Source organism: Pseudomonas sp. SD17-1 (assembly GCF_029201585.1).
GTDB lineage: Bacteria > Pseudomonadota > Gammaproteobacteria > Pseudomonadales > Pseudomonadaceae > Aquipseudomonas > Aquipseudomonas palmensis.
On record NZ_CP104044.1, the window covers coordinates 2,349,675 to 2,374,711 of the forward strand.

The 25,037-nt window shown below is 65.8% G+C and carries 22 protein-coding genes; 13 read left to right on the top strand and 9 right to left on the bottom strand.

Going from position 1 to position 25,037, the window contains the following annotated elements; translation table 11 throughout:
• Nucleotides 1–38 precede the first annotated feature (38 nt).
• Entirely contained in the window at nt 39–776 is a 738-nt protein-coding gene (cobF, locus tag N0B28_RS10735; protein WP_058540354.1) for a precorrin-6A synthase (deacetylating), read from the top strand.
• Here the strand turns inward: cobF and N0B28_RS10740 are convergent.
• Nucleotides 745–2,058: a glycosyltransferase gene (locus N0B28_RS10740; protein WP_058540353.1), complete on the bottom strand. Its 1,314-nt coding sequence runs from the start codon at nt 2,056–2,058 to the stop codon at nt 745–747. The two genes, cobF and N0B28_RS10740, sit on opposite strands and share 32 nt — an antisense overlap.
• 118 nt (nt 2,059–2,176) lie before the next feature.
• The gene (locus N0B28_RS10745; protein ID WP_054914313.1) at nt 2,177–2,536 is read right to left on the bottom strand and encodes a response regulator; all 360 of its coding nucleotides are present in this window, start codon (nt 2,534–2,536) and stop codon (nt 2,177–2,179) included.
• A 269-nt stretch (nt 2,537–2,805) separates the two neighbouring features.
• Between N0B28_RS10745 and N0B28_RS10750 the strand changes: the two genes are divergently transcribed.
• From N0B28_RS10750 to N0B28_RS10770, 5 genes are read left to right on the top strand one after another with little or no spacing between them, the layout of a single operon-like run.
• The gene (locus N0B28_RS10750; RefSeq protein ID WP_054914314.1) at nt 2,806–6,297 is read left to right on the top strand and encodes a response regulator; all 3,492 of its coding nucleotides are present in this window, start codon (nt 2,806–2,808) and stop codon (nt 6,295–6,297) included.
• Nucleotides 6,294–7,115: a protein-glutamate O-methyltransferase CheR gene (locus tag N0B28_RS10755; protein WP_043861753.1), complete on the top strand. Its 822-nt coding sequence runs from the start codon at nt 6,294–6,296 to the stop codon at nt 7,113–7,115. The genes N0B28_RS10750 and N0B28_RS10755 overlap by 4 nt, the downstream gene beginning before the upstream one ends.
• On the top strand, nt 7,112–7,687 hold the full coding sequence (locus tag N0B28_RS10760; protein WP_043861754.1) for a chemotaxis protein CheB: 576 nt from the start codon (nt 7,112–7,114) through the stop codon (nt 7,685–7,687). The genes N0B28_RS10755 and N0B28_RS10760 overlap by 4 nt, the downstream gene beginning before the upstream one ends.
• Nucleotides 7,681–8,907 (top strand): hybrid sensor histidine kinase/response regulator, encoded by a 1,227-nt coding sequence (locus N0B28_RS10765; protein ID WP_275731761.1) that lies wholly within the window; start codon nt 7,681–7,683, stop codon nt 8,905–8,907. Before N0B28_RS10760 ends, N0B28_RS10765 begins: the two co-directional genes overlap by 7 nt.
• Before the next feature lie 55 nt (nt 8,908–8,962).
• Nucleotides 8,963–9,340, top strand: coding sequence for a response regulator (locus tag N0B28_RS10770; RefSeq protein WP_043861756.1), 378 nt, complete (start codon nt 8,963–8,965; stop codon nt 9,338–9,340).
• 19 nt (nt 9,341–9,359) lie between these two features.
• Here N0B28_RS10770 and N0B28_RS10775 read toward each other — a convergent pair whose 3' ends face one another.
• From N0B28_RS10775 to N0B28_RS10785, 3 genes are read right to left on the bottom strand one after another with little or no spacing between them, the layout of a single operon-like run.
• Nucleotides 9,360–9,965: a TetR/AcrR family transcriptional regulator gene (locus N0B28_RS10775; protein ID WP_043861757.1), complete on the bottom strand. Its 606-nt coding sequence runs from the start codon at nt 9,963–9,965 to the stop codon at nt 9,360–9,362.
• Between the two features lie 9 nt (nt 9,966–9,974).
• A complete protein-coding gene (locus tag N0B28_RS10780; protein ID WP_275731765.1) occupies nt 9,975–10,823 on the bottom strand; it encodes a 3-hydroxybutyryl-CoA dehydrogenase in 849 nt (282 codons plus the stop codon).
• 13 nt (nt 10,824–10,836) lie between these two features.
• Nucleotides 10,837–12,021, bottom strand: coding sequence for an acetyl-CoA C-acyltransferase family protein (locus tag N0B28_RS10785; RefSeq protein ID WP_043861759.1), 1,185 nt, complete (start codon nt 12,019–12,021; stop codon nt 10,837–10,839).
• A gap of 180 nt (nt 12,022–12,201) precedes the next feature.
• Here N0B28_RS10785 and N0B28_RS10790 point away from each other — a divergent pair, with 180 nt between their 5' ends.
• Nucleotides 12,202–13,212 carry an AraC family transcriptional regulator gene (locus N0B28_RS10790; RefSeq protein ID WP_058540352.1) on the top strand — a complete coding sequence of 337 codons (1,011 nt, stop codon included), beginning with the start codon at nt 12,202–12,204 and terminating at the stop codon, nt 13,210–13,212.
• On the opposite strand, the gene N0B28_RS10795 is transcribed toward N0B28_RS10790, so the two are convergent.
• Nucleotides 13,154–14,077, bottom strand: coding sequence for a LysR substrate-binding domain-containing protein (locus N0B28_RS10795; RefSeq protein ID WP_229590210.1), 924 nt, complete (start codon nt 14,075–14,077; stop codon nt 13,154–13,156). The two genes, N0B28_RS10790 and N0B28_RS10795, sit on opposite strands and share 59 nt — an antisense overlap.
• Before the next feature lie 113 nt (nt 14,078–14,190).
• On the opposite strand from N0B28_RS10795, the gene N0B28_RS10800 reads away from it, so the two are divergent.
• From N0B28_RS10800 to N0B28_RS10815, 4 genes are read left to right on the top strand one after another with little or no spacing between them, the layout of a single operon-like run.
• On the top strand, nt 14,191–14,835 hold the full coding sequence (locus tag N0B28_RS10800) for an ankyrin repeat domain-containing protein (protein WP_043864086.1): 645 nt from the start codon (nt 14,191–14,193) through the stop codon (nt 14,833–14,835).
• A 19-nt stretch (nt 14,836–14,854) separates the two neighbouring features.
• On the top strand, nt 14,855–15,310 hold the full coding sequence (locus tag N0B28_RS10805) for a nucleoside deaminase (protein WP_078481169.1): 456 nt from the start codon (nt 14,855–14,857) through the stop codon (nt 15,308–15,310).
• The gene (locus N0B28_RS10810) at nt 15,310–16,527 is read left to right on the top strand and encodes a cyanate transporter (RefSeq protein ID WP_275731768.1); all 1,218 of its coding nucleotides are present in this window, start codon (nt 15,310–15,312) and stop codon (nt 16,525–16,527) included. Before N0B28_RS10805 ends, N0B28_RS10810 begins: the two co-directional genes overlap by 1 nt.
• 55 nt (nt 16,528–16,582) lie before the next feature.
• Nucleotides 16,583–16,822, top strand: a complete 240-nt coding sequence (locus N0B28_RS10815; RefSeq protein ID WP_078481167.1) for a DUF2790 domain-containing protein — start codon at nt 16,583–16,585, stop codon at nt 16,820–16,822.
• On the opposite strand, the gene dkgB is transcribed toward N0B28_RS10815, so the two are convergent.
• Nucleotides 16,823–17,626, bottom strand: coding sequence for a 2,5-didehydrogluconate reductase DkgB (gene dkgB, locus N0B28_RS10820; protein ID WP_275731769.1), 804 nt, complete (start codon nt 17,624–17,626; stop codon nt 16,823–16,825).
• Nucleotides 17,627–17,785: 159 nt separating this feature from the next.
• Here dkgB and N0B28_RS10825 point away from each other — a divergent pair, with 159 nt between their 5' ends.
• Nucleotides 17,786–18,406 carry a TetR/AcrR family transcriptional regulator gene (locus N0B28_RS10825; protein ID WP_275731771.1) on the top strand — a complete coding sequence of 207 codons (621 nt, stop codon included), beginning with the start codon at nt 17,786–17,788 and terminating at the stop codon, nt 18,404–18,406.
• 98 nt (nt 18,407–18,504) lie between these two features.
• Here the strand turns inward: N0B28_RS10825 and N0B28_RS10830 are convergent, their stop codons facing one another.
• Both N0B28_RS10830 and metH read right to left on the bottom strand, forming a co-directional pair.
• Nucleotides 18,505–18,723, bottom strand: a complete 219-nt coding sequence (locus tag N0B28_RS10830) for a DUF2970 domain-containing protein (RefSeq protein ID WP_043864080.1) — start codon at nt 18,721–18,723, stop codon at nt 18,505–18,507.
• A 54-nt stretch (nt 18,724–18,777) separates the two neighbouring features.
• The gene (gene metH, locus N0B28_RS10835) at nt 18,778–22,485 is read right to left on the bottom strand and encodes a methionine synthase (protein ID WP_058540347.1); all 3,708 of its coding nucleotides are present in this window, start codon (nt 22,483–22,485) and stop codon (nt 18,778–18,780) included.
• Nucleotides 22,486–22,641: 156 nt separating this feature from the next.
• Here metH and N0B28_RS10840 point away from each other — a divergent pair, with 156 nt between their 5' ends.
• Nucleotides 22,642–24,939: a fatty acid cis/trans isomerase gene (locus tag N0B28_RS10840; RefSeq protein WP_275731774.1), complete on the top strand. Its 2,298-nt coding sequence runs from the start codon at nt 22,642–22,644 to the stop codon at nt 24,937–24,939.
• Nucleotides 24,940–25,037 lie beyond the last annotated feature (98 nt).

Here is a 25,037-nt window from a genome sequence, read left to right on the forward strand (position 1 = left end):
CGGCCGACAATGGCCGCGCGCCCCAGGGAGAGCTTGCGATGAAACACCTGCTGCTGATTGGAATAGGCCCGGGCAACCCCCGGCAGATCACCCTCGAAGCCATCGACAGCCTGAACCGCGCCGACGTGTTCTTCGTGCTGGACAAGGGCGCCGCCAAGGACGACCTGCTGCGCCTGCGCAAGGAGCTGCTGGAGCGCCACGTCACCCGGCCCTATCGCCTGGTGCAGGTCGAAGACCCGCAACGCGACGCGGCGGCTGCAGACTACGTCGGTGCCGTGGAGGACTGGCACCGCCAGCGCGCTGCGCTGTTTGGGCGCCTGCTGCACGACGAGCTTGCCGAGGGGCAATGCGGCGCGTTCCTGCTGTGGGGCGAGCCGACGCTTTACGACAGCACCCTGCGCATTCTGGAGCGGGTGGCGCAGCCGGCGTTCAGCCTTGAAGTCATCCCCGGCATCAGCAGCGTCCAGGCCCTGGCGGCCGCTCACCGCATTGCACTGAACCGTATCGGCGAGCCGCTGCATATCCTGCCAGGCCGACGCCTGGCTGATGAGTCAGGCATCGACAACGTGGTGGTGATGCTGGACGGGCAATGCGCCTTCTCCGAACTGGACGATCCGCACCTGCACATCTATTGGGGCGCCTACCTGGGCACTGCCGACGAGCTGCTGATCGAGGGGCCGCTGATGCAGGTCAAGGCGCAGATCCTGGCGCAGCGCGAGCAGGCCCGCGCGCGCAAGGGCTGGATCATGGACACGTATCTGCTGCGCCGCCGCTAGGCCGGTTCTTGGCCTCGATCCACTGGGCCATGTACTGGGTGCTCTTGTGGTGATGGTGGCGCAGCATGGCCCCGGTGAAGTTGTACAGGCGCTGTTCATCCAGGTGTGCCAGCGTGTGTTCGATGCGCTGCACCAGGGCCTGGCCGTGCCAGCGCCTGTCGTAGCGGGCGCTCAGCAGCTGGCGCCCGTCGCGCTGGGCCTGCTCCCAGCGCGGTTGCTCGCTGTAGAGCCGCGCCGCGGCATCGGCCAACCCTTCGGCGGTGTCGGCCACCAGGCCTGGCCAGGGCAGGTCGCCGTGCATGGCCTCGGCGCCAATCGGGGTGGTCACGCTGGGCGTGCCGCACAGCATCGCATCGGTCAGTTTGCCCTTGATGCCGGCGCCAAAGCGCAGCGGGGCCAGGCACACCCGTGCGCCGCTCATCACCTGCAGGGCGTCCTCAGCCCAGTTCATCACGTGAAACCCTTCGGCAGCATTGTGCAGCGCGGTGGCCTTGGGCGGCGTGTAGGCACCATAGATGTGCAACTGCGCCTTGGGCAGGCGACGGCGGACCATCGGCCACAGGCTGTGCTTCATCCACAGCACCGCATCCCAGTTCGGCGCGTGGCGGAAGTTGCCGATGCTGAGAAAGTGCTCGCGTTCCGCGAACGGCCTGAAGGCTTCGGTGGGCGGCGCCAGCATCAGCGGGCACCAGTGCAGCAACGCCTCGGGCACGCCGAAGCCATTGACCAGCAGGTCTATCTCGACATCCGAGATCATCAGGCTCAGGTCGCTGCGGTAGATCGCCGCCAGTTCACGCTGGGCCAGGTCGGCACCGGCCATCTGGCGATACAGGTCGGGGCCCGAGGTGTTGAACAGCGCGCGAAAGTCGTTGCTGTCCAGGCCCTCGGCCAGGCGCCGGCGCAGCAACTGATGACGGGCATCGCGCAGGCTCTGCAGGTCGGAGGTCTCGAGCACGCGCAGGGCCGCCGGGCAATGCTTCTCGACGCGCCAGCCGAACTGCTCCTCCATCATGAAGCGATCGAACAACACCACGTCGGGGGCAAGGTCGGCGATGAAACGGTCGAAACTGGCGTTGTTCAGCTCGATGGCCTGCTCGGCGATGCCCAGGCTCGCGAGGTCGGCCTTGTGTTCGCCGATGGCTGCGGGGCTGCTGAAGGTGATGTGCCAGCCGCGCTCCAGAAAACACTCCAGCAGCTGCATCATGTGCCCGCCGGCGGCCGAAGAGCGGGGTTCGGGCCAGACATAGCCGATGACCAGTACGTGGAGGGCGGTTGGGTGCATGGGGAGGGCGGGCCTTTGGGCAAAAAAGGCGTATTAAACCAGAATCCGGGCCACCCGTTTCGGCCCCTTCGGCGGCAGGCCGGCTCCCGCAGGTACAGCGGTGCGGGAGCTGGCGCGCCTAGAGGGCCAGAATCGAGGTCACCTTGTCGCGCAGCTGGTCGATGCTGAACGGCTTGCCGATCATGTGCATGCCCTCGGGCACATCGAAGCTGTCGGCATAGCCACTGGCGAACAGGATGGGTAACAGCGGCCGCAGTTCGCGGGCCTTGCCCGCCAGTTGCTTGCCGTCCATGTCGGGCAAGCCGACATCGGTCATCATCAGGGCAAGGGGTTTGTCCGGGTTGCCCAGCACTTGCAGCGCTTGTTCGGCATCTTTGGCCTCCACCACCTGGTAACCCAGTTCATCGAGCACATCCACCATCAGCATGCGCACGATGGCGTCGTCTTCGACGACCAGAAGAGGGTGATTATCGGGCATGGCAGGATCCTGTGAAAATGGGTGACACACTATCTGTAAACAGCACGCGGTGCTTAGTTCCCTGGATCGTCAAACGTACCAGCCAGTGAGCATAGCGGGCTCTGGCCAAACAGGGAACGTTTGGCGCAGCACTGGCTCAAATACGGGCTCGATGCCCGGCCAACACGGGCACGGCGCCACGCTGCGGGCATTGAACTGGCGGAAAACTGGAACAATTGCTCGAAAATCCGTCACACTCTTTCGTTCGTCTACTTGCTCGGGCCTTTCCAATGAGTCAACCAGCCTCGACCGATCAGCAGAGCTTTCGCAAGCTGCTGAGCCGCAACATCGGCCTGCCCCTGGGGGTCGGTCTGATCAGTGCGGTGGTTTTCGTCGCCGTGATTGCCTACCTGCTGTCGGTCATCCAGTGGGTCGCCCACACCGACCGGGTGATCAACAACGCCAACGAGGCGGTCAAGCTGTCCATCGACATGGAAACCGGCATGCGCGGGTTCCTGCTCACTGGCGACGAGCAGTTCCTCGACCCCTATGAAGTGGCCAAGCCACGCATACAGGCCGAACTCGAGACGCTCAAGGAACTGGTGGCCGACAACCCGCAGCAGGTCGACCGGCTGAGCCGCCTGCAGGCCCTGCAGGCCGCCTGGAACAACTTCGGCAAGGACATGATCGCCCTGCGCCGCGCCAACGACGACTACCGCACGCCCATCAAGCTCGGTCAGGGCAAGCGCCTGACCGACGAGATCCGCAAGGAGTTCGACGATTTCGTCGCGATGGAGCAACAGCTGCGTCTTGCCCGCAACGATCAGGTCAGCAACACCACGAAGTGGTCCATTTCCCTTTACCTGGCCTTCGTGGTGCTGCTCAGCGCATTGCTGGCCTACATCGGCCGCCGCGACCTGCTCAACCTGTCCAGCAACTACGCGGCCAACCTGGAGGCCCAGCAGCGCGCTGCCGAGCGCCTCGAACAGCAGGCCTGGCAGCGCGCCGGGCAATCGCGTCTGGCCGAGCAGGTGCTGGGGCAACTGACCCTGCCGATGCTGGGCAACAACATCCTGCAGTTCTTCGCCCATTACCTGGGCAGCGTGGTGGCGGCCGTGTACGTGCGCGACGAGCATGGCAGCCTGCGCCGCGTGGCCAGCTACGGCTTCTCCCGCGAGCAGCAGGGGCAGGAGCAGGTCGTCGGCGCCCAGGAGGGCATCCTTGCCCAGGCCGTGGCGCAGCGTCGCCTGATGCGCCTGGACGAGGTGCCGCAGGACTACTTCAAGGTCAGCTCCGGGCTGGGCGAGGGGTGCCCACGCAACGTGCTGGTGATTCCGGCGATCAACGACGGCCAGGTCAATGGCGTGGTCGAGCTGGGCTTTCTGCGCGCAGTGGAGGACCGCGACATCGAGTTCCTCGAGCGGTTGGCCGACAACCTGGGCACGTCCATCGAGAGTGCGCGCTATCGCCAGCGCCTGCAGGAAGTGCTGGCCGAAACCCAGCAGCTCAACGAAGAGCTGCAGGTGCAGCAGGAAGAGCTCAAGACCGCCAACGAAGAGCTCGAGGAACAGTCCCGGGTGCTCAAGGAGTCCCAGGCCCATCTGGAGACGCAGCAGGCCGAGCTGGAGCAGACCAACGAGCAACTGGCCGAGCGTACCGACGCGCTGGCCGAGCAGCGCGATGCGCTGGACCGCAAGAACGGCGAGCTGAACCGGGTGCAGGTCGAGCTGCAGGAGCGTGCAGAGGAACTGCAGCGCTCGAGCAAGTACAAGTCCGAATTCCTCGCCAACATGTCCCACGAGCTGCGCACCCCGCTCAACAGCTCGCTGATCCTGGCCAAGCTGCTGGCCGAGAACCCGCAGGACAACCTCAGCGCCGAGCAGGTCAAGTTCGCCGAGTCGATCTATTCGGCCGGCAACGACCTGCTCAACCTGATCAACGACATTCTCGACATCGCCAAGGTCGAGGCCGGCAAACTCGATGTACGCGCCGAAACCACCCACATCAGCCGCATGGCCGAAGGCCTGCGCAGCCTGTTCGAGCCGCTGGCGCAGCAGAAGCAGCTGGCCTTCAGCGTCACCGTAGAGCCGCAGGTACCGGCCACCCTGTTCACCGATCGCCAGCGCCTGGAGCAGATCCTCAAGAACCTGCTGTCCAACGCGCTGAAGTTCACCGAGCGCGGCCAGGTGGCGCTGACCATCGGCTACCAGGCCGGCACCGGCATCGTGTTCTCGGTGCGCGACAGTGGCATCGGCATTGCCGACGACCAGCAGCAGAGCATCTTCGAAGCCTTCCACCAGGCCGACGGCACCACCAACCGGCGCTACGGCGGCACGGGCCTGGGGCTGTCGATTTCCCGTGACCTGGCGCAGTTGCTGGGTGGCCAGATCCGTGTCGAAAGCCAGCTGGGCCAGGGCAGCGTGTTCAGCCTGATACTGCCCGAGTCGTACGAGCCGAGCGTCGAGGCGCAGCCGCTGGCACTGGTGGCCCGCGCCGCCGCGCCGTTGCCCGTGGCGGCCCCCGTCGTGCTGCCGGCCGCCGAAGCCCCGCGTCCGGCGGCCAGCTTCGCCGACGACCGTCACCTGGCACCGTTCAGCAACCGCTGCATCCTGGTGATCGAGGACGAGCCCAACTTTGCCCGCATCCTCTTCGACCTGGCCCACGAACTGGGCTACAGCTGCCTGGTAGCCCAGGCCGCCGACGAAGGCTTCGAACTGGCGGCCAGCTACATCCCCGACGCCATCCTGCTGGACATGCGCCTGCCCGACCATTCCGGCCTTACCGTGCTGCAGCGGCTCAAGGAGCAGGCGTCCACCCGGCACATACCGGTGCACATCATCTCGGTCGAGGACCGTGTCGAGGCGGCCATGCACATGGGCGCGATCGGCTATGCGGTCAAGCCCACCAGCCGCGAGGAGCTCAAGGCCGTGTTCGGCCGCCTGGAAGCCAAGCTGACCCAGAAGCTCAAGCACATCCTGCTGGTGGAAGACGATGACCTGCAGCGCGAAAGCATCGCCCGCCTGATCGGCGACGAAGACATCAAGATCACCGCGGTGGGCATGGCCCAGGAAGCCCTGGAGCTGCTGCGCGAGAACATCTACGACTGCATGATCATCGACCTCAAGCTGCCCGACATGCTCGGCAACGAGCTGCTCAAGCGCATGACCGCCGACGATATCCGCTCGTTCCCGCCGGTGATCGTCTACACCGGGCGCAACCTGACCCGCGACGAAGAGGCCGACCTGCTCAAGTACTCGCGCTCGATCATCATCAAGGGCGCGCGTTCACCCGAGCGGTTGCTGGATGAAGTCACGCTGTTTCTGCACAAAGTCGAGTCGACGCTGTCCCATGAACGTCAGCGCATGCTCAAGACCGCGCGCAGCCGCGACAAGGTGTTCGAGGGGCGCAAGATCCTGCTGGTGGACGACGACGTGCGCAACATCTTCGCCCTCACCAGTGCGCTGGAGCACAAGGGCGCGATCGTGGAGATCGGTCGCAATGGCCGCGAGGCCATCGAAAAACTCGAGCAGGTCAGCGATATCGACCTGGTGCTGATGGACGTGATGATGCCGGAGATGGACGGCTATGAAGCCACCCGGCGCATTCGCAAGGACCCGCGCTGGCGCAAGCTGCCGATCATCGCCGTCACCGCCAAGGCCATGAAGGATGACCAGGAGCGCTGCCTGCAGGCCGGCGCCAACGACTACCTGGCCAAGCCGATAGAGCTGGACCGGCTGTTCTCCCTGATTCGGGTATGGCTGCCGCAACTGGAGCGAATTTGAGTATCGAACGTAACACCGACATTGAAATCCGGCTGCTGATCGAGGCGATCTACCTCAAGTACAGCTACGACTTTCGCGACTATTCCGGCGCTTCGATCAAGCGCCGGGTGCTGCATGCCGTGCGCCAGTTCGAATGTGCCACGGTGTCGGCCCTGCAGGAACGGGTGCTGCACGACCCGAGTGTGTTCATGCAGTTGCTGCAGTACCTCACCATCCCGGTGAGCGAGATGTTTCGCGACCCCGGTCACTTCCTCGCGCTGCGCGAGGAGGTGGTGCCGCACCTCAAGACCTGGCCCTCGATCAAGATCTGGATTGCCGGCTGCAGCACGGGCGAGGAGGTCTACTCCATGGCCATCCTGCTGCGCGAAGAAGGGTTGCTCGAACGCACCATCATCTACGCCACCGACATCAACCCCAGCTCGCTGGAAAAGGCCAAGCAGGGCATCTACTCGATGCAGAACATGCGCGAGTACACCGAGAACTACCAGAAGGCCGGCGGGCGCCGGGCCTTCAGCGACTACTACACTGCCGCCTATGGCAACGCGATCATCGACAGCAGCCTGCGCGAAAACGTGACCTTCGCCGACCACAGCCTGGCCACCGACAGCGTGTTCTCCGAAACCCAGCTGATCTCGTGCCGCAACGTGCTCATCTACTTCAACAAGACCCTGCAGGACCGGGCCTTCGGCCTGTTTCACGACTCGCTGTGCCACCGTGGCTTTCTGGTGCTGGGCAGCAAGGAAACCCTGGATTTTTCCGCTTACGCCAACCGCTTCGACGCGCTGGTCAAGCCAGAACGGATCTACCGAAAGTCATGAAAGGCACCGATGCGATCGTGGTGGGGGCTTCAGCCGGGGGCGTGTCGGCGCTGCTCACGGTGTTTGCCGCCTTGCCCGCCGACTACGCCATTGCGCTGCTGTGCGTGCTGCACCTGCCCGACGACCGCCACAGCCAGCTGGCCGAAGTCTTCAGCCGTCGCTTGCAGCGCCCCGTGCAGGAGGCCCGCGACAAGGAAAGCGTGGTGCCGGGGATGATCTACGTGGCCGGCCCCGGCTATCACCTGTCGGTGGAGCGTGACCGCAGCCTGTCCCTGAGCCAGGAGGACCGCGTGCACTTTTCCCGGCCCTCGATCGACATCCTCTTCGAGTCGGCCGCCGATGCCTATGGCGACGGCCTGGTCGGCGTGTTGCTGACCGGCGCCAACGAAGACGGTGCGCGCGGGCTGGCGCGCATCAAGGAGCACGGCGGTACTACCCTGATTCAGGACCCGCATGAGGCGCAAGTCGCGGTCATGCCCGAGGCGGCGCTGGCGCTGCACCGGCCCGACCACATACTCCCATTGAATGGCATCGGGCAATTGCTCGCCAAGCTGGAACCACGTGCATGCTAAGCCATATCCAAGCAAACCTGCTGATCGTCGACGACCTGCCGGAAAACCTGCTGGCGCTCGAGGCGCTGATCAAGGGGCCGGACCGCAACGTGTACCAGGCGCAATCGGCCGACCATGCGTTGTCGCTGTTGCTCGAGCACGAGTTCGCGCTGGCCATCCTCGACGTCCAGATGCCCGGGATGAACGGTTTCGAACTGGCCGAGATGATGCGCGGTACGGAAAAGACCAAGAACATTCCCATCGTGTTCGTGAGCGCTGCGGCGCGCGAGATGAACTACGCCTTCAAGGGCTACGAGAGCGGCGCGGTGGACTTCCTGCACAAGCCGCTGGACACCCAGGCGGTGAAGAGCAAGGTGGCGGTGTTCATCGACCTGTACCGCCAGCGCAAGGCCCTCGGCCAGCAGCTGGAGGCCCTGGAGCGCAGCCGCCAGGAGCAGGAGCTGCTGCTGGCGCAGCTGCAGGTCACGCGCAGCGAGCTGGAGCACGCGGTACGCATGCGCGACGACTTCATGTCGATCGTCTCCCACGAGGTGCGCACACCGCTCAACGGTCTGATACTGGAGACCCAGCTGCGCAAGCTGCACCTGGCGCGCAACAACGCCGATGCCTTCACCCTGGACAAGATGCACGCCATGGTCGAGCGTGACGAGCGCCAGATCAACAGCCTGATCCGGCTGATCGAAGACATGCTCGACGTGTCGCGCATCCGTACCGGCAAGCTGTCGATCCGGCCCGCATCGTTCGACCTGTGCCAGCTGGTCAGCGACCTGGTCGAGAACTTCGCCGCCCAGGCGGCTGCGGTCGACTCGAGCATCAGCCTGCAGGCCGGCGCCGAACTGGTCGGCTACTGGGACGAGTTTCGTATCGAGCAGGTGATCGCCAACCTGCTCACCAACGCCCTGCGCTATGGCGCCAAGTCGCCGGTGCAGGTGCGCGTGTTCGAGGAACAGGGCATGGCCTGCGTGCAGGTGCGCGACCATGGCATCGGCATCAGTGCCGAGAACCAGCAGCGCATCTTCCAGCAGTTCGAGCGGGTATGCTCCAACCAGAGCAGTGCCGGCCTGGGGCTGGGCCTGTATATTTCCGAACAGATCGTGCTGGCCCATGGCGGCAGCATCACGGTCAGCAGTACCGAGGGCCAGGGCGCGACATTCAGCGTGCGCCTGCCACTGGTACGCAGCCCGCAAGAAAGTGGCGCGCAGCAGGCAACCTCTGCGTGAGGCCGGGGTCGTATAGCGATCCCCCATGAATCAAATACGAGTTGAAGGCATTGGCATGAGTGAAGATGCGCAAGATGTAGTACTGGTCGTCGAAGACGAACCGGTCATTCGCATGATCCTGAAGGACTATCTTCAAGGCGAGGGCTATCACGTGCTGGTGGCCGAAGATGGCGAGCAGGCATTCAAGATCCTGGCCAGCAAGCCGCACCTGGACCTTATCGTGACCGACTTCCGCCTGCCGGGCGGCATTTCAGGGGTACAGATCGCCGAACCTGCGGTCAAGCTGCGCCCGGACCTGAAGGTGATCTTCATCAGTGGCTACCCGGCGGAGATCCGCGAGTCGGGCAGCCCGATCGCGTTCAAGGCACCGATCCTGGCCAAGCCGTTCGACCTGGACAGCCTGCGCGACCAGATTCAGGAACTCCTGAAATAGGCCTGACGTTGGCGTGAGTTCAAGCGGCAGCGTCCAGCGCACCGGTCTGCAGGGTGCGCTCTATCGCCCCCAGCAGCATGTTTTCCATCAGCGCCAGGCGTTGTGGCTGCCCCAGCGGTGAGGCCTGCAACCAGCCGGGCAGGCTGTTGAGCAGCGTGGCGATGACATGGCCGGTCGCCTCCCGGGCTGGCGGCGGCAGGGCCGCGTGAGGGGCGATCAGCTGCAACAGGCGGGTTTCGTATTCACGGCGCAGCTGGGCGATGCGTGCCTGTTGTTCCTCGCTCAGGCAGCACAGGTCACGCTCGGCCAGGCGAAACTGCAACGGGCGCTCGGCATGCAGCGCCCAGTGTGCCTTTATCACCCGGCTCAACGCCGTGGCCTCGGGCTTGCCGCGCCCACGGGGCTGCAGGGTGGCCAGCAACTCCTCGAACAGCTCTTCGATCAGGTCGAACAGCAGGTGCTGCTTGCTCGGGAAGTGGTGATACAGCGAGCCCGCCGTCAGCCCCAGGTGGCTGGCCAGTTCACGCATGCTGACCTGGCCGAACCCCTTGACCGCAAAGAGTTCGAGTGCCTTGTCCCGACGTTCTTCAAAGTTGGCGCAACGTTCGGCGCAGGTCTGCGGCATGCCCGTACCTCAGTAGGTGAAGAAGCCGCGGCCGCTCTTGCGCCCCAGGTAGCCGGCGGCGACCATTTCCTTGAGCAGGGCAGCGGGGCGGTACTTGCTGTCGTTGAAGCCGTCGTGGAACGACTCGATGATCGCCAGCAGCGTGTCCAGGCCGATCAGGTCGGCCAGGGCCAGCGGGCCGATGGGCTGGTTGCAGCCCAGGCGCATGCCGGTGTCGATGTCATCGGCGCTGGCCAGGCCTTCCTGCAGCACCATGATCGCCTCGTTGATCATCGGCACCAGGATGCGGTTGACCACGAAGCCCGGGCGGTTGCCGGCACTGATGGCGGTCTTGCCCACGCGCTCGGTCAGGGCCATGGCGCTGGCGTAGGTGGTGTCGCTGGTCTGCAGGCCGCGAATGATCTCGACCAGCGCCATCATCGGCACCGGGTTGAAGAAGTGCACGCCGATGAAACGTTCGGGCTGGCTCACCGATGCGCCCAGCTGGGTGATCGACAGCGACGAGGTGTTGGTGGCGATGACGCAGTCGTCGGCCACGCTGGCGGCCACCTGCTGCAGAATCTTCACCTTCAGGGCGAGGTTCTCGGTGGCTGCCTCGATCACCAGCTGCGCGCCCTTGAGCTGCGCGTAGTCGGTGCTGGTGGCGATGCGCGTCAGGGCTGCCTCGGCTTGTTCGGCCTGCAGGGTCTGCTTGCTGACCTGGCGCTCCAGGTTCTTGCGCAGGGTGGCCAGGCCACGCTCCAGCGCGGCCTCGGACACGTCGATCAGGGTGACCTGGTAGCCGGCCACTGCACACACCTGGGCAATCCCGTTGCCCATGGTGCCGGCGCCGATCACGGCGATGTTTTCAATACTCACGGTTAACTCCGACTCAAACACGTTCGAACACGACGGCGATACCCTGACCGCCGCCGATGCACATGGTGGCCAGCGCGTAGCGGCCCTGGATACGTTGCAGCTCATGGATCGCCTTGGTGGCGATGATGGCCCCTGTGGCCCCCACCGGGTGGCCCAGGGAAATGCCCGAGCCGTTGGGGTTGACCTTTTCGGGGTCCAGGCCCAGTTCCCGCGACACGGCGCAGGCCTGGGCAGCGAAGGCTTCGTTGGACTCGATCACGTCCAGGTCGGCGACGCTCAGGCCGGCCTTTTCCAGCACCTTGCGCGTGGCCGGCACCGGGCCCAGGCCCATCAGCTCGGGCTCGACGCCTGCATGTGCATAGGCCACCAGGCGCGCCAGCGGGCGCAGGCCCAGGCGCTCGACCATTTCGCCGGTGGCCAGCACCAGGGCGCCGGCGCCGTCGTTGAGGCCGCTGGCGTTGCCGGCGGTGACGGTGCCGTCCTTCTTGAAAGCAGGCTTCATGCCGGCCAGTTGCTCGGCACTCACATCGCCACGCACATGCTCGTCCACCTCGAAACGTACCGGACCTTTGCGGCTCGGGATCTCGATGGGCACGATCTGGCTGGTGAAGCGGCCTTCGGCGATGGCGCGGGCGGCGCGCTGCTGGCTGGTCAGGGCCACCTCGTCCTGCATCTGGCGCGTGATGCCGTTTTTCGCCGCCACGTTCTCGGCGGTGATGCCCATGTGAAAGCCTTCGAACGGGTCCTGCAGAATGCCCAGCATGTAGTCGACACCCTTCAGGTCACCCATGCGCGCGCCCCAGCGCGCCTGCGGCAGCAGGTACGGGCCGCGGCTCATGGATTCGGCGCCGGCGGCAATCACCGCCTCGGCCTCGCCCAGCAGCAGGCTCTGCGCGGCCGAGACGATGGCCTGCAGGCCCGAGCCGCACAGGCGGTTGACGTTGAATGCCGGGGTTTCCTTGGGCACGCCGGCGTTCATCGCGGCCACGCGGCCCAGGTACGCGTCACGCGGCTCGGTGGGGATCACGTTGCCCATGACCATGTGGCCGATCTGTTCGGGGGCAATGCCGGAGCGTTCGATGGCGGCGCGGGTCACCTGGGTGGCCAGGTCGGCCAGGGGCAGGTCCTTGAGCGAGCCGCCGAAGGTGCCGATGGCCGAGCGAACGGCGCTCACTACATAGATTTGCGGGGTGTTCATACGCGACTCCAGTGTGCGAAAGCGTGGCGGGGCGCTGCCTGGCTCTGCCAGAATGGCGCCCGGGGCCACGCTCGGGATGGGTTCGAGTCTAGGCAAAGGTCACGCCTGGGCCTATGCCATAACTGCCCAGCGAGGCTGGCACTTTTTGCCATATTCTTACGCTGCATAGCGGAAACAGTCATGCGGGAAAACGATTCGGTCGCGGTGTACTTCGTGCACATCATGCTGCACACACTGCGCCAACAGCCGGCGCGCGCCAGTGCGTTGCTGGTGCAGGCGGGCATCGACCCGGCGGTGGTGGACGCACCCGATGCACGGGTGCCGGCCAGGGCGTTCGCACGGCTGTGGCTGCTGCTCATTGAAGACCTGGGCGACGAATTCTTCAACCTCGACAGCCACGGCATGCCGCTGGGCAGTTTCGCCCTGATCTGTCGTGGGCTGATCCAGGAGCCGACGCTGGAAAAGGCCTTGCGCCAGTGCCTGAGCAACTTCGGCCTGTTCCTGCGTGACGTGCGCGGGCGCCTGGTGGTGCGTGGGCAGCGTGCGGTGATCAGCCTGGAGTCGCATTTCGACGATGCGCAGACTCGGGTATATGCAGAGGAGACCTTCCTGGTGCTGGTGGTCAGCCTGCTGTGCTGGCTGGGGGGGCGGCGCATCGCCATCGACCGTACCGAACTGCGCGACGGGCGTGCGGTGCTGGAGGACGACGCGTTGCTGTGGGGGCCGAACCTGCAGTTGGGCAGTGGCCGCACCCAGGTCGAGTTCTCGGCGCACTACCTGCGCTTGCCGGTGGTGCAGGACCTGGGTGCGCTCAAGACCTTCCTGCGCAGTGCGCCGCAGTGGCTGGTGGTGCGCTACCGCAACCAGAACGGATTGGCGGCGCGGGTATACCGGCATCTGCGCGGGCGTCAGTACGGGCAGTGGCCAACCTTGCTGGGCATGGCGGCAGCCGAGGGCCTGAGCCCGAGCAGTTTTCGCCGGCAGTTGGAGCGTGAAGGGTGTTCGTACCAGCAGATCAAGGACGAGGTGCGCCGTGCACTGGCGTTCGAATGCTTGCGCGATGGTGTGTTGAGCGTGGCGCAGATTGCCGAGCAGACCGGCTTCCAGGAGCCCAGCGCGTTTCATCGCGCGTTCAAGAAATGGACGGGGGAGAGCCCGGGGAGCTACCGGGCGCGGGTGGCGGGGGAGTAGGGGGCTGGCCCCCTCGATACCCTGCGCGCTGCTCGCACAGGGCCTGTAGCAGCTCGCGCAGCGCCAGGCCATCGGCGTCCAGCCCCTTGCGCCCGTACAACGCCAGCTCCAGGCCCTGGACCGGGGTAAACCCCTGCGCCTCACCCAGCACCCGATGGGTCGGCAACACGCTGCGGGTCGGTATCAGGCTCACGCCCAACCCCGCACTCACCGCCGCCCCCAGGCTGGCCAGACTGGTGCTCGAATAGCTGATACGCCAGCTGCGCCCACGGGCCTCCAGCGCATTGATCATTTCCTGCCGGTACAGCGCCCCCACCGGAAACACCACCAGCGGCACCGGGTCGGCCAGCTGCGTCTGCCCGGCACTGCACACCCACGACAACGGCTCGTGCCAGCCGGCATGGCGGTCGCGGTCCGCACCCCATTGCTTGACCAGCAGCAAGTCCAGCTCGCCATCACGGTACAGGCGCAGCAGCGGGCTGCTCAGCCCGCTCTCGACCTCCAGGCGCACATGCGGGCGCTCGCCGATGAACCGGCTCAATGGCTCGGTCAGCACTTCCCCGGCCAGGTCTTCCGGCACCCCCAGACGTAGCGCCCGTTGCGCCTGCACCGGGCTGAACGCCTGGCGCGCCTCTTCGTCCAGGCGCAGCAGGCGCCGGGCATACCCCAGCAGGCGCTCGCCGTCTTCGGTCGGCCACACCTGGCGCTGGCTGCGATCCAGCAGGCGCACCCCCAGGTGCTGCTCCAGCCGGATGATCTGCTGGCTGATGGTCGACTGGGTCAGGTGCAGGCGCTCGGCGGCGCGGGTGAAATTGCCGGTTTCCACCACGGTCACGAAGCTGCGCAGCAGTACAGGGTCAAGCATTCGATTACCCACTGGTATGCATGAAATCAATTAATTTCATGCTACACCCCAAGCCTCGGATAATCCCGCTTCATTGCACCAAAGGAGGCGCCATGTCATTGCTCAGACACTGGATGTACGGGGTTGCCGGGCTGTGCGCCAGCCTCGGCATCGCCGGGGCCGCCGGGGCGGCCGACACCTTGCTCGAAGCCGCCGCCAGCGGCAACCCCACCCGCGTCGGCGCCTTGCTGGCCCAGGGTGCCGACGTCGATCAGCGCGACTCGCGCAACAATACGCCGCTGCTGCTGGCCACTGCCGGTGGGCATGTGGCGGCGGCGCGCCGGTTGATCGACGCCGGCGCTGACGTCAACGCCAGCAACTGGATGCACGACAGCCCGTATCTGCTGGCCGGCGCCGAAGGCCAGTTGCAGATTCTGGAGATGACCCTGGCCCATGGCGCGGACCTCAAGAGCACCAACCGCTATGGCGGCACGGCGCTGATCCCCGCATGCGAGCGCGGCCATGTCGAGGTGGTCGCCCGCCTGCTGGCCGCCGGCGTTGCACCCGACCACGTGAACTCGCTGGGCTGGACCGGGCTGCTCGAAGCCATCCTGCTCAGCGATGGCGGCCCGCGTCACCAGGCCATCGTGCAACTGCTGATCGACGCCGGTGCCGACGTCAACCTTGCCGACCGCCAGGGCGTGACGCCCCTGCAGCACGCCCGGGAACGCGGCCAGCAGCGGATCGTCGAGTTGCTGCTGGCCCACGATGCCCATTGAACCTGACAGGAGCCTGACCATGGCCAACGAACATTTCATGCAGCAAGCGCTGGGGCTGGCCCGGGCGAACATCCAGGCCGGCGGCCGCCCGTTCGCGGCGGTGCTGGTGCACCAGGGCCGGGTGATCGCCGAGGCGGTCAACCAGATCCACCTGACCCAGGACCCGACCGCCCACGCCGAACTGCAGGCCATCCGCCTGGCCAGCCAGGTACTCGGCAGCCCGCGCCTGGAGGGCTGCGAAATCTACGCCACCGGCCACCCCTGCCCGATGTGCCTGGCTGCCATGCACCTGTGCGGTATCGAGCGCGCCTGGTTCGCCTACAGCAACGAAGACGGCGAGCCCTATGGCCTGTCGACGGCAGCGGTGTACGCGCAGATGGCACGCCCGCCGCAGCAGCAGTCGCTGCCCCTGGCACCCCTGAAGCCAGCCGGCGAGCAGGGCCTGTACGCTGCCTGGCAGCAGGTGCAGGGGTGATGCGCGAGCAGGCTCGCAGTACCTTGCTGCTGTTGCTGGTGGTGGTGATGGCGCTGAACCTGCGGCCCATCCTCACCAGCATCGGCCCATTGCTGGAGGCCATCCGCCAGAGCACCGGCATCGGCTACCAGCAGGCCGCGCTGCTGACCGCCTTGCCCGTGCTGTGCATGGGGCTGGTGCCCTTGCTGCAACCCTGGTTGCGCCGCTGGGTCAGCGAGCAGGGCGCGATGCTCGCCGGGCTGGCCGCCATCGCGCTGGCCTGCGCCTGGCGCCTGACCCTCGACTCCGCCGCTGCGCTGATCGCCAGCGCGGCATTGGCCGGGCTTGGGGTGGCCTGCATTCAGGCGTTGATGCCGGGGCTGGTCAACCGCTGGTTTCCTCACCGCCTGGCCATGGCCATGGGTGTGTATTCGGCAGCCCTGATGAGCGGCGGCGGGGCCGCCGCCGTGCTCGGGCCGCGGGTGGCCGAGCAGTTCTCGCACTGGCAGGCAGGCCTGGGCATCTGGCTGTTGCCGGCCTTGCTGGCGTTCGCGGTATGGGCCTGGGTGCGCCCGCAGCTCGAAGCGGCGGTCGGCGGCGCAGGTGCCAGCGGGCACCCGTTCGGCAGCCGTCGGGCATGGCTGCTGGCGGTCTATTTCGGGCTGATCAATGGCGGCTACACCAGCATGGTGGCGTGGCTGCCGGCCTACTACCAGCAGGTCGGCGGCAGTGCCCAGGGCGGTGGCGAGCTGGTGGGGCTGATGACCGTGTTCCAGGTGGCCGGCGCCCTCGGGCTGCCCTTGCTGCTGCGTCGCCTGGTGGATCGGCGCCCCGGCCTGTGGCTGGCGTTGACCGTGCAACTGGCAGGCTTTGTCGGCCTGCTGCTGGCCCCGGCGATCGCCGGGCTATGGGTGGCCCTGATCGGCTTCGGCCTGGGCGCGTGCTTCAGCCTCAGCCTCACGCTGACCCTCGAACACCTCAAGGCCCCGGCCAGTGCGGGGGCGCTGGCGGCGTTCGTGCAAGGCGTGGGCTTCATCATCACCGGCATCGTGCCTTACGTCACCGGCTGGTTGCGCGACGTCAGCGGCGACTTCCAGGCCTCCTGGCTGCTGCTGAGCGTGACGGTGCTGCTGATGCTGCTGGTGACCTGGCGCTTCGCCCCCAGCGGCTATGCGCAGGCGATGGGCATGCCGTTGATCCGCGAAAGCGACGCCAGGGCAGGCATGGCACCACACTGAAAGGGTCGGCGCGCGCCGGTGCCGGGCGTGCCTTCCATTTCACGGGAGAACTGTCATGACGCTGCGAACGCTGCTGCCCCTGGCGCTGTTGCTGGCCGGTGCCGCCCAGGCCCAGACGACCACGGTCTATCAGTACGGCATGCCACTGGACGTGGCGCGCGTGGTGCAACTGGACGAGCCGGCCACCGAGGTCTGCGACGTGGTGAAGGCGTACATGACCTACGTGGACTCTGCCGGCCGGCAGCACACCGTGCAGTACCTGAAACTGGCCAAGGTGTGCACCGACCGCGGTTGATCAGTCCCAGGCGGGTGCAAGCGACTCGGGGTCGACCAGGCGCTCGCCCTTGTCCAGGCCGGCAATCTGCGCCATGTCCTGTTCGCTCAGGCGCAGCTGCGCTGCCTTCAGGTTGCTGGCCAGGTTTTCACGCCGGGTCGAGGAGGGGATCACCGCATAGCCCAGCTGCATCGCCCAGGCCAGGGCCACCTGTGCCGGGGTGGCGCCATGACGTTCGGCGATCTGCTGGATCAGCGGATCGTGCAGCACCTTGCCATAGCCCAGGGTCATGTAGGAGGTCACCGCGATGCCCTGTTCGTGCATGAAATCCACCAGCGTGCGGTTCTGCAGGTAGGGGTGCAGCTCGATCTGGTTGGTGGCGATCTGTTCGGCACCCACCACCTCGATGGCCTGACGCAGCAAGGCGATGGTGAAGTTGGACACGCCGATCTGGCGGGTCAGGCCCTGGCGCTTTGCTTCGAGCAGGGCGCCCATGAACTCGGCCACCGGCACGGCGCCCTTGGGCGACGGCCAATGGATCAGGGTCAGGTCCAGATAGTCGGTGCCCAGCTTGTGCAGGCTTTCTTTCAGGCTGGGGATCAGCTTGTCGGCGCCCAGGTTCTCGGTCCAGATCTTGCTGGTCAGGAACAGCTCGTTGCGTGCAACGCCGCTGGCGGCGATGGCGTGCCCGACGTCGGCCTCGTTGCCATAGATCTGCGCAGTGTCGATGGCCCGGTAGCCCAGTTCGAGGGATTGGCTGACCGAGTCGATGACCACCTGGTCCTTGAGCCGGAAGGTGCCCAGGCCGAGCAGGGGAATAGTCATGGAGTGCGTCCTCTTGTGTGGGATGTAATGCGGTGAGGCGCAGTATCGGACAGCGCACGGCGCTGAAAAACACCGCCCGCGGCACAACTTTTTTGAGCGTGCGGCACGAATCGCCCTGGCGGTGGTAGCCTTGCAGGGTCATCCGTAACGGACCCGCCCATGGCCGCGCACAAGCACAGCATTCGCCAACGCAATGTCGACAGCATCCTGCTGGCAGCAGAAAGGGTCTTTGCCGAGAAGGGCTTTGCCGGCACGGCCATGGCCGACATCGCCGAGGCCGCCGCGCTGCCGCGCAGCAACGTGCACTATTACTTCAGCACCAAGGCCGAGCTGTACCAGGCGGTGCTGTTCGGCTTGCTGGAAGTGTGGAAGCAGGACGCCCTGTGCTTCGAGCTCTACGATGACCCGCGCATCGTGCTCAGCACCTATATCCGCGCCAAGATGAACCATTCCTGGACCCGCCCGCACGGTTCCAAGGTGTGGGCGAACGAGATCATCCATGGTGCGCCGCACCTGGGGGCGGCGCTGGATGACAGCCTGTACGGATGGGCCAAGCTCAAGGAGGGCAAGATTCGCCAGTGGGTCGAGGACGGGCGGATTCTGCCGGTGGAGCCCTCGGGGCTGCTGTACATGATCTGGGCCTCGACCCAGCACTACGCCGACTTCAGCCACCAGGTGAACCTGCTCAACGCGCACCAGCCGCTGAGCGAACCGCAGTTCGAGCGGGCGTTGCAGACGGTGACCAGTGTGATACTGCGCGGGATCGGGCTGGAGCCCTGAGGCTGTACCGGCCTTTTCGCCGGCAAGGCCGGCTCCCACAGGGCCACACATGACCTGTAGGAGCCGGCGTTGCCGGCGAAGGCGCCAACGCGGTCGCCTCAGCGGGCGGTGAGGTGCATCGCCAGCTGAACCAGCCCTATCAGCACCAGGATGAACACCAGCGTGAAGGCCGTGCCCAGCGCAATGAAGTGCGCGGGCTTGCCGTGGGTGAAGTCGCGGGCGCGGTTCTTGCCGGTCTGCACGCCAAAGGCTGCAGCCAGCACGCTGTGCAGCATTTGCCAGAAGGTCGGCGGTTTGTGTTCGGCCGGGTCTTCCATGATCTGCTCCTGTAAAAGGCTTCAGCTCAGTGTAGACCCTTACCTCACCAGCGCTTAGTTGTCGTACCCCAGGTTGGGCGCCAGCCAGCGCTCGGTTACCGCCAGGTCCTGCCCCTTGCGCGCGGTGTAGCTCTGGACCTGGTCCTTGTCGACCTTGCCCACGGCAAAGTACTGCGCCTGTGGGTGGGCAAAGTACCAGCCGCTGACCGCCGCCGCCGGGAACATCGCGAAGTGCTCGGTGAGGAACACGCCGCTCGGGCCGGTCTCGCCGATCGCCGTGCCGTCGAGCAGGCGGAACAGGGTTTCCTTCTCGGTGTGGTCCGGGCACGCCGGGTAGCCCGGGGCAGGGCGGATACCCGCGTACTGCTCCTTGATCAGCGCCTCGTTGTCCAGGTGCTCGTCCTTGGCATAGCCCCAGTACTCCTTGCGCACCTGCTCGTGCAGCCACTCGGCGCAGGCCTCGGCCAGGCGGTCGGCCAGGGCCTTGACCATGATCGAGCTGTAGTCGTCGCCCTTGTCCTGGTAGGCCTTGGCCACTTCCTCGGCGCCGATGCCGGCGGTGGTGATGAAGCCGCCCACGTAGTCGGTGATGCCGCTGTCCTTGGGCGCCACGAAGTCGGCCAGGCAGAAATTGGGCTTGCTGTCGGGCTTGATCGTCTGCTGGCGCAGGTGGTGCAGCAGGGCCAGGGGCTGGCCGTCATCGCCGTACACCTCGATGTCGTCGTGCGCCACCTGGTTGGCCGGCCAGAAGCCGAACACCGCGCGGGCACTGATCAGCTTCTCGTCGATCAGCTTGGCCAGCATTTCCTGTGCATCGGCGAACAGGGCGGTGGCCGCTTCGCCCACCACCTCGTCGTTGAGGATGCGCGGGTACTTGCCAGCCAGGTCCCAGGAGATGAAGAACGGCGTCCAGTCGATGTACTCGGCCAGCACCTTGAGGTCGATGTTCTCCAGCACGCGGGTACCGGTAAAGGTTGGTGCCACCGGCTGGTAGGCAGACCAGTCGTATTTCGGCTTGGCCTCGATCGACTGCGCATAGCTCAGGCGCTCGGTGCGCGCGCTGCGGTTGGCGGTGCGTTCGCGCACCTCCACGTAGTCCTCGCGGGTCTTGTGCACGAAGGCCGGCTTGAGCTCTTTGGACAGCAACTGCGTGGCCACGCCCACCGCACGCGAGGCGTCGGTCACGTAGACCACCGCGTCGTTGCTGTACTTGGGCTCGATCTTCACCGCGGTATGCGCCTTGGAGGTGGTTGCCCCCCCGATCATCAGCGGCAGGTGGAAGTCCTGGCGCTGCATCTCGCGGGCCACGTGCACCATTTCGTCCAGCGACGGGGTGATCAGCCCCGACAGGCCGATGATGTCGCACTTCTGCTCGCGCGCCACCTGCAGGATCTTCTCGGCCGGTACCATCACGCCCAGGTCGACGATGTCGTAGCCGTTGCAGCCGAGCACCACGCCGACGATGTTCTTGCCGATATCGTGCACGTCGCCCTTGACCGTGGCCATCAGGATCTTGCCCTTGGCCTCGGGCTTGTCGCCTTTTTCCAGTTCGATGAACGGGATCAGGTGAGCCACCGCCTGCTTCATCACCCGCGCCGACTTGACCACCTGGGGCAGGAACATCTTGCCTGCGCCGAACAGGTCGCCCACCACGTTCATGCCGCTCATCAGCGGCCCCTCGATCACCTCGATGGGGCGCGCGCACTGCTGGCGGCACTCCTCGGTGTCCTCGACGATGAACGCGGTGATGCCTTTGACCAGGGCGTGCTCGAGGCGCTTGTCCACCGGCAGCGAACGCCACTCCTCGTTCTCGACCTCCTTGACCGCGCCGCCGCCCTTGTAGTCGTCGGCAATCGCCAGCAGCGCATCGGTGCCGTCGGGGGTGCGGTTGAGCACCACGTCCTCGACCTTCTCGCGCAGCAGCGCCGGGATCTCGTCGTAGATCTCCAGCTGGCCGGCGTTGACGATGCCCATGGTCAGGCCGTTCTGGATCGCGTGGTAGAGGAACACCGAGTGGATCGCCTCGCGCACCGGGTTGTTGCCACGGAACGAGAACGACACGTTGGATACCCCGCCGGAGGTCAGTGCATACGGCAGGTGGTCGCGGATGTAGGCACAGGCCTCGATGAAGTCCACCGCGTAGTTGTTGTGTTCCTCGATGCCGGTGGCCACGGCGAAGATGTTCGGGTCGAAGATGATGTCTTCGGGCGGGAAGCCTACCTCATCAACCAGGATGTCGTAGCTGCGCTTGCAGATCTCGCGCTTGCGGGCGGCGGTATCGGCCTGGCCGACCTCGTCGAAGGCCATCACCACCACGGCGGCGCCGTAGCGCTTGCACAGGCGGGCATGGTGCTTGAACGCCTCGACACCTTCCTTCATCGAGATCGAGTTGACGATGCCCTTGCCCTGGATGCACTTGAGGCCGGCCTCGATCACTTCCCACTTGGAGGAGTCGATCATGATCGGCACCCGGGAGATGTCGGGTTCGCCGGCGATCAGGTTGAGGAACTTGACCATGGCCGCCTGGGAATCGAGCATCCCTTCGTCCATGTTGATGTCGATCACTTGGGCGCCGGCCTCGACCTGCTGCAGCGCCACTTCCAGCGCCTCGGTGTAGTTCTCTTCACGGATCAGCCGCGCGAAGCGGGCGGAACCTGTGATGTTGGTGCGTTCGCCGACGTTGACGAACAGCGAGCTGCGGTCGATGGTGAACGGCTCCAGGCCCGACAGGCGGCAGGCCCTGGGAATCTCGGGGATCGCCCGTGGCGGGTACTTGGCCACTGCCTCGGCGATGGCCTGGATATGCCCCGGGGTGGTGCCGCAGCAACCGCCGATGATGTTCAGAAAGCCACTGGCGGCGAACTCTTCGATCACCGCGGCGGTTTCGGCCGGGGTCTCGTCGTACTCGCCGAAGGCGTTCGGCAGGCCGGCGTTGGGGTGCGCCGAAACGTGGGTGCCGGCCTTGTTCGACAGCTCTTCGAGGTAGGGGCGCAGGTCCTTGGCGCCCAGTGCGCAGTTCAGGCCCACCGAGATCGGGTTGGCGTGGCGCACCGAGTTCCAGAACGCCTCGGTGGTCTGGCCCGAGAGGGTACGGCCCGAGGCGTCGGTGATGGTGCCCGAGATCATGATCGGCAGCTCGATGCCGTCGTCCTCGAACACCTGCTGCACGGCGAAGATCGCCGCCTTGGCATTGAGGGTGTCGAAGATGGTCTCGATCAGGATCAGGTCGGCGCCGCCCTCGATCAGGCCGCGGGTGGCCTCGATGTAGTTTTCCACCAGCAGGTCGAAGGTGACGTTGCGGTAGCCGGGGTCGTTGACATCCGGGGAGATCGAGCAGGTCCGGCTGGTGGGGCCCAGCACCCCGGCGACGAAGCGCGGCTTGTCGGGGGTTTCGAGGGTCTTGGCATCGGCCACCTGGCGGGCGATGCGCGCACCTTCCACGTTGAGTTCGTACACCAGCGATTCCATGCCGTAGTCGGCCTGGGATACCTGGGTGGCGTTGAAGGTGTTGGTTTCGAGGATGTCGGCGCCGGCATCCAGGTAGGCTTTCTCGATGGCCGCGATCACGTCGGGGCGCGAAAGCAGCAGCAGGTCGTTGTTACCCTTGACGTCGCTAGGCCAGTCGGCAAAGCGCGTGCCACGATAGTCGTGTTCCTCCAGGCGGTAGCTTTGGATCATAGTACCCATGCCGCCATCGAGGATCAGTATGCGCTCTTTGAGGGCTTGCTGAAGTGCTTGGTAACGGGCGCTGCGGTCAGACATAGGACTACCTGGTCGGGCAAATACAAAAGTTGCGGAATAATAACAAACCTGCGCGGTTTTTAGGCGTGTTGCCGGTTTGCATGAATTTGATTCATGTTGGCACGCTGCCGCCACCGGTAGAATCGTGAAGCTATCAATACCCAGGACATTCGGCACATGGTGCATCGTTTACTTGCCGGCGCCTTCGCACTGCTCATCAGCGGCGCGGCGCTCGGACAAGCCCCCGTCACAAGCCCGGCTATTTCCTATACCCGGGACATCCAACCGATCTTCACCGAGAAGTGCGTTGCCTGCCATGCCTGCAACGACGCGGCCTGCCAGCTGAACCTGGGCAGTGCCGAGGGCGCCGCGCGCGGTGCCTCCAAGGTGCCTGTGTATCAGGGCGACCGCAGTACGGCGGTCGCGCCGACCCGGCTGTTCTACGACGCGCACAGCGTCGAGGCCTGGCAGCGCAAGGGCTTCAGTTCGGTGCTCGACAGCCAGGGCAGCCAGGCCGCGCTGATGGCGCGCATGCTCGAGCTGGGCCACAACACGCCGCTCACCCCCAATGCCAAGCTGCCCGAGGAGATCGTGCTGGGGCTCAACCGCAACAACATGTGCCCGCTGCCCGGCGAGTTCGACGCCTACGCCGGCGCCCACCCCAGGGAGGGCATGCCGCTGGCCGTCACCGGCCTTACCGATGCCGAGTACCAGACCCTGCAGCGCTGGTTCGTCGCCGGTGCGCCGGTGGAGTACAACCCGATCCAGCCAAGTGCCAGCGAGGCCGCGCAGATCACCGAGTGGGAGGCGCTGCTCAACCGCCCCGGGTCCACCGAGGCGCTGGTGGGGCGCTGGCTGTACGAGCACCTGTTCCTGGCGCACATCTACTTTGTCGGCGGCGAGCAGGGCCACTTCTTCCAGTGGGTGCGCTCGCGCACGCCCAGTGGCCAGCCGATCGACCTGATCGCCACACGCCGCCCCAACGATCCGCCCGGCACCGACTTCTACTACCGCCTGATGCCCGTGCAGGGCGTGATCGTGCACAAGACCCACATCACCTACCCGATGGGGCCGAACAAGCTCAAGCGCGTCAAGCAGCTGTTCTACAGCGGCGACTGGCATGCCACGGCCTTGCCCGGCTACGGCCCGCGCCACCGCGCCAACCCGTTCGAGACCTTCGAGGCGATCCCGGCGATAGCGCGCTACCAGTTCATGCTCGATAACGCCGAGTATTTCGTGCGCACCTTCATTCGCGGCCCGGTATGCCGTGGGCAGATCGCCACCGACGTGATCCGCGACAACTTCTGGACCCTGTTCCAGGAGCCGGCACACGACCGCTACATCACCGATGCCGAGTACCGCGGCAAGGCCACGCCACTGCTGGCGATGCCCGGTCAGATCGACGACGTGGGCAGCATCCTGACCCTGTGGCACGCCTACCGCGACAAGCGCAACGAGTACGAAAAACTGCGCCGCGACGCCTATGCCGACCTGCCGCCACCGAGCTGGTCGAGCCTGTGGGCCGGCAACGACAACGCCTTGCTGACCATCTTCCGCCACTTCGACAGCGCCTCGGTGAGCAAGGGCCTGATCGGCGATGTGCCCAAGACCCTGTGGCTGTTCGACTACCCGCTGTTCGAGCGCACCTATTACCAGCTGGCGGTGAATTTCGACGTGTACGGCAACGTCTCGCACCAGGCGCAGACACGCCTGTACTTCGACCTGATCCGCAACGGGGCCGAGGTCAACTTCCTGCGCCTGATGCCGGCCAAGCAGCGCAGCGACATCCTCGGCGACTGGTACCAGAACAGCGGCAAGGTCAAGATGTGGCTGGACTACGAGGCGATCGACAGCAAGACCCCGACCGCCCTCAAGCTCGACCCGCGCGACCCCAAGCGCGACTTCGGCCTCAAGCTGGTGGAGCGCACCGGCAGCCTGAACGCCGCGCCCGACCCGATCAACCGCTGCCAGGGCGCGTACTGCTCGCTGCCCGGCAGCGAGGAGTTCCGTGACGTGGAGCAGGCCCTGAGCCGGCTGGCCTCGCGCCCGGCGGCCGGGCTCAAGGTGATCGGCCAGCTGCCCGAGGCGACCATGCTGCGCATCGAAGGGCAGGGCGGCCAGCGCAAGGTCTACAGCCTGCTGCGCAACCGCGCCCACAGCAACGTGGCCTTCATGCTCGGCGAGGCCTACCGCTACCAGCCGGGGCTGGACACCCTGACCCTCTACCCGGGGGTGATGAGCAGCTACCCCAACTTCATGTTCAACATTCCGGCCAGCGACGTGCCCGAGTGGGTCGAGGACATGGAGGCGGCGCGGGACGATCCGGCCCGCTTCGAGCGCATCGTCATGCGCTGGGGCGTGCGCCGCAGCCACCCGCAGTTCTGGCAGTACTTTCATGACCTGAGCCGCTACATCCAGCAGACCGATCCGGTGGAGGCCGGCGTGCTCGACATGAACCGCTACGAGAACCTCTGAAGCAACCGCCGGGCAGATCGGGCTGATCTTTCCCGGCCTTTCGTAGTCCCACCCGCAAGCGGTCCCGATTTGTGCGGGGCCAGGGTGGGGTAACGAGA

Bases quoted from the DNA above. Each gene is read 5' to 3' on its own strand.
- cobF (WP_058540354.1), top strand. From the start codon at position 39: ATGAAACACCTGCTGCTGATTGGAATAGGCCCGGGCAACCCCCGGCAG.
- N0B28_RS10740 (WP_058540353.1), bottom strand. From the start codon at position 2,058: ATGCACCCAACCGCCCTCCACGTACTGGTCATCGGCTATGTCTGGCCC.
- N0B28_RS10745 (WP_054914313.1), bottom strand. From the start codon at position 2,536: ATGCCCGATAATCACCCTCTTCTGGTCGTCGAAGACGACGCCATCGTG.
- N0B28_RS10750 (WP_054914314.1), top strand. From the start codon at position 2,806: ATGAGTCAACCAGCCTCGACCGATCAGCAGAGCTTTCGCAAGCTGCTG.
- N0B28_RS10760 (WP_043861754.1), top strand. From the start codon at position 7,112: ATGAAAGGCACCGATGCGATCGTGGTGGGGGCTTCAGCCGGGGGCGTG.
- N0B28_RS10765 (WP_275731761.1), top strand. From the start codon at position 7,681: ATGCTAAGCCATATCCAAGCAAACCTGCTGATCGTCGACGACCTGCCG.
- N0B28_RS10770 (WP_043861756.1), top strand. From the start codon at position 8,963: ATGAGTGAAGATGCGCAAGATGTAGTACTGGTCGTCGAAGACGAACCG.
- N0B28_RS10775 (WP_043861757.1), bottom strand. From the start codon at position 9,965: ATGCCGCAGACCTGCGCCGAACGTTGCGCCAACTTTGAAGAACGTCGG.
- N0B28_RS10785 (WP_043861759.1), bottom strand. From the start codon at position 12,021: ATGAACACCCCGCAAATCTATGTAGTGAGCGCCGTTCGCTCGGCCATC.
- N0B28_RS10790 (WP_058540352.1), top strand. From the start codon at position 12,202: ATGCGGGAAAACGATTCGGTCGCGGTGTACTTCGTGCACATCATGCTG.
- N0B28_RS10795 (WP_229590210.1), bottom strand. From the start codon at position 14,077: ATGCTTGACCCTGTACTGCTGCGCAGCTTCGTGACCGTGGTGGAAACC.
- N0B28_RS10800 (WP_043864086.1), top strand. From the start codon at position 14,191: ATGTACGGGGTTGCCGGGCTGTGCGCCAGCCTCGGCATCGCCGGGGCC.
- N0B28_RS10805 (WP_078481169.1), top strand. From the start codon at position 14,855: ATGGCCAACGAACATTTCATGCAGCAAGCGCTGGGGCTGGCCCGGGCG.
- N0B28_RS10810 (WP_275731768.1), top strand. From the start codon at position 15,310: ATGCGCGAGCAGGCTCGCAGTACCTTGCTGCTGTTGCTGGTGGTGGTG.
- N0B28_RS10815 (WP_078481167.1), top strand. From the start codon at position 16,583: ATGACGCTGCGAACGCTGCTGCCCCTGGCGCTGTTGCTGGCCGGTGCC.
- dkgB (WP_275731769.1), bottom strand. From the start codon at position 17,626: ATGACTATTCCCCTGCTCGGCCTGGGCACCTTCCGGCTCAAGGACCAG.
- N0B28_RS10825 (WP_275731771.1), top strand. From the start codon at position 17,786: ATGGCCGCGCACAAGCACAGCATTCGCCAACGCAATGTCGACAGCATC.
- N0B28_RS10830 (WP_043864080.1), bottom strand. From the start codon at position 18,723: ATGGAAGACCCGGCCGAACACAAACCGCCGACCTTCTGGCAAATGCTG.
- metH (WP_058540347.1), bottom strand. From the start codon at position 22,485: ATGTCTGACCGCAGCGCCCGTTACCAAGCACTTCAGCAAGCCCTCAAA.
- N0B28_RS10840 (WP_275731774.1), top strand. From the start codon at position 22,642: ATGGTGCATCGTTTACTTGCCGGCGCCTTCGCACTGCTCATCAGCGGC.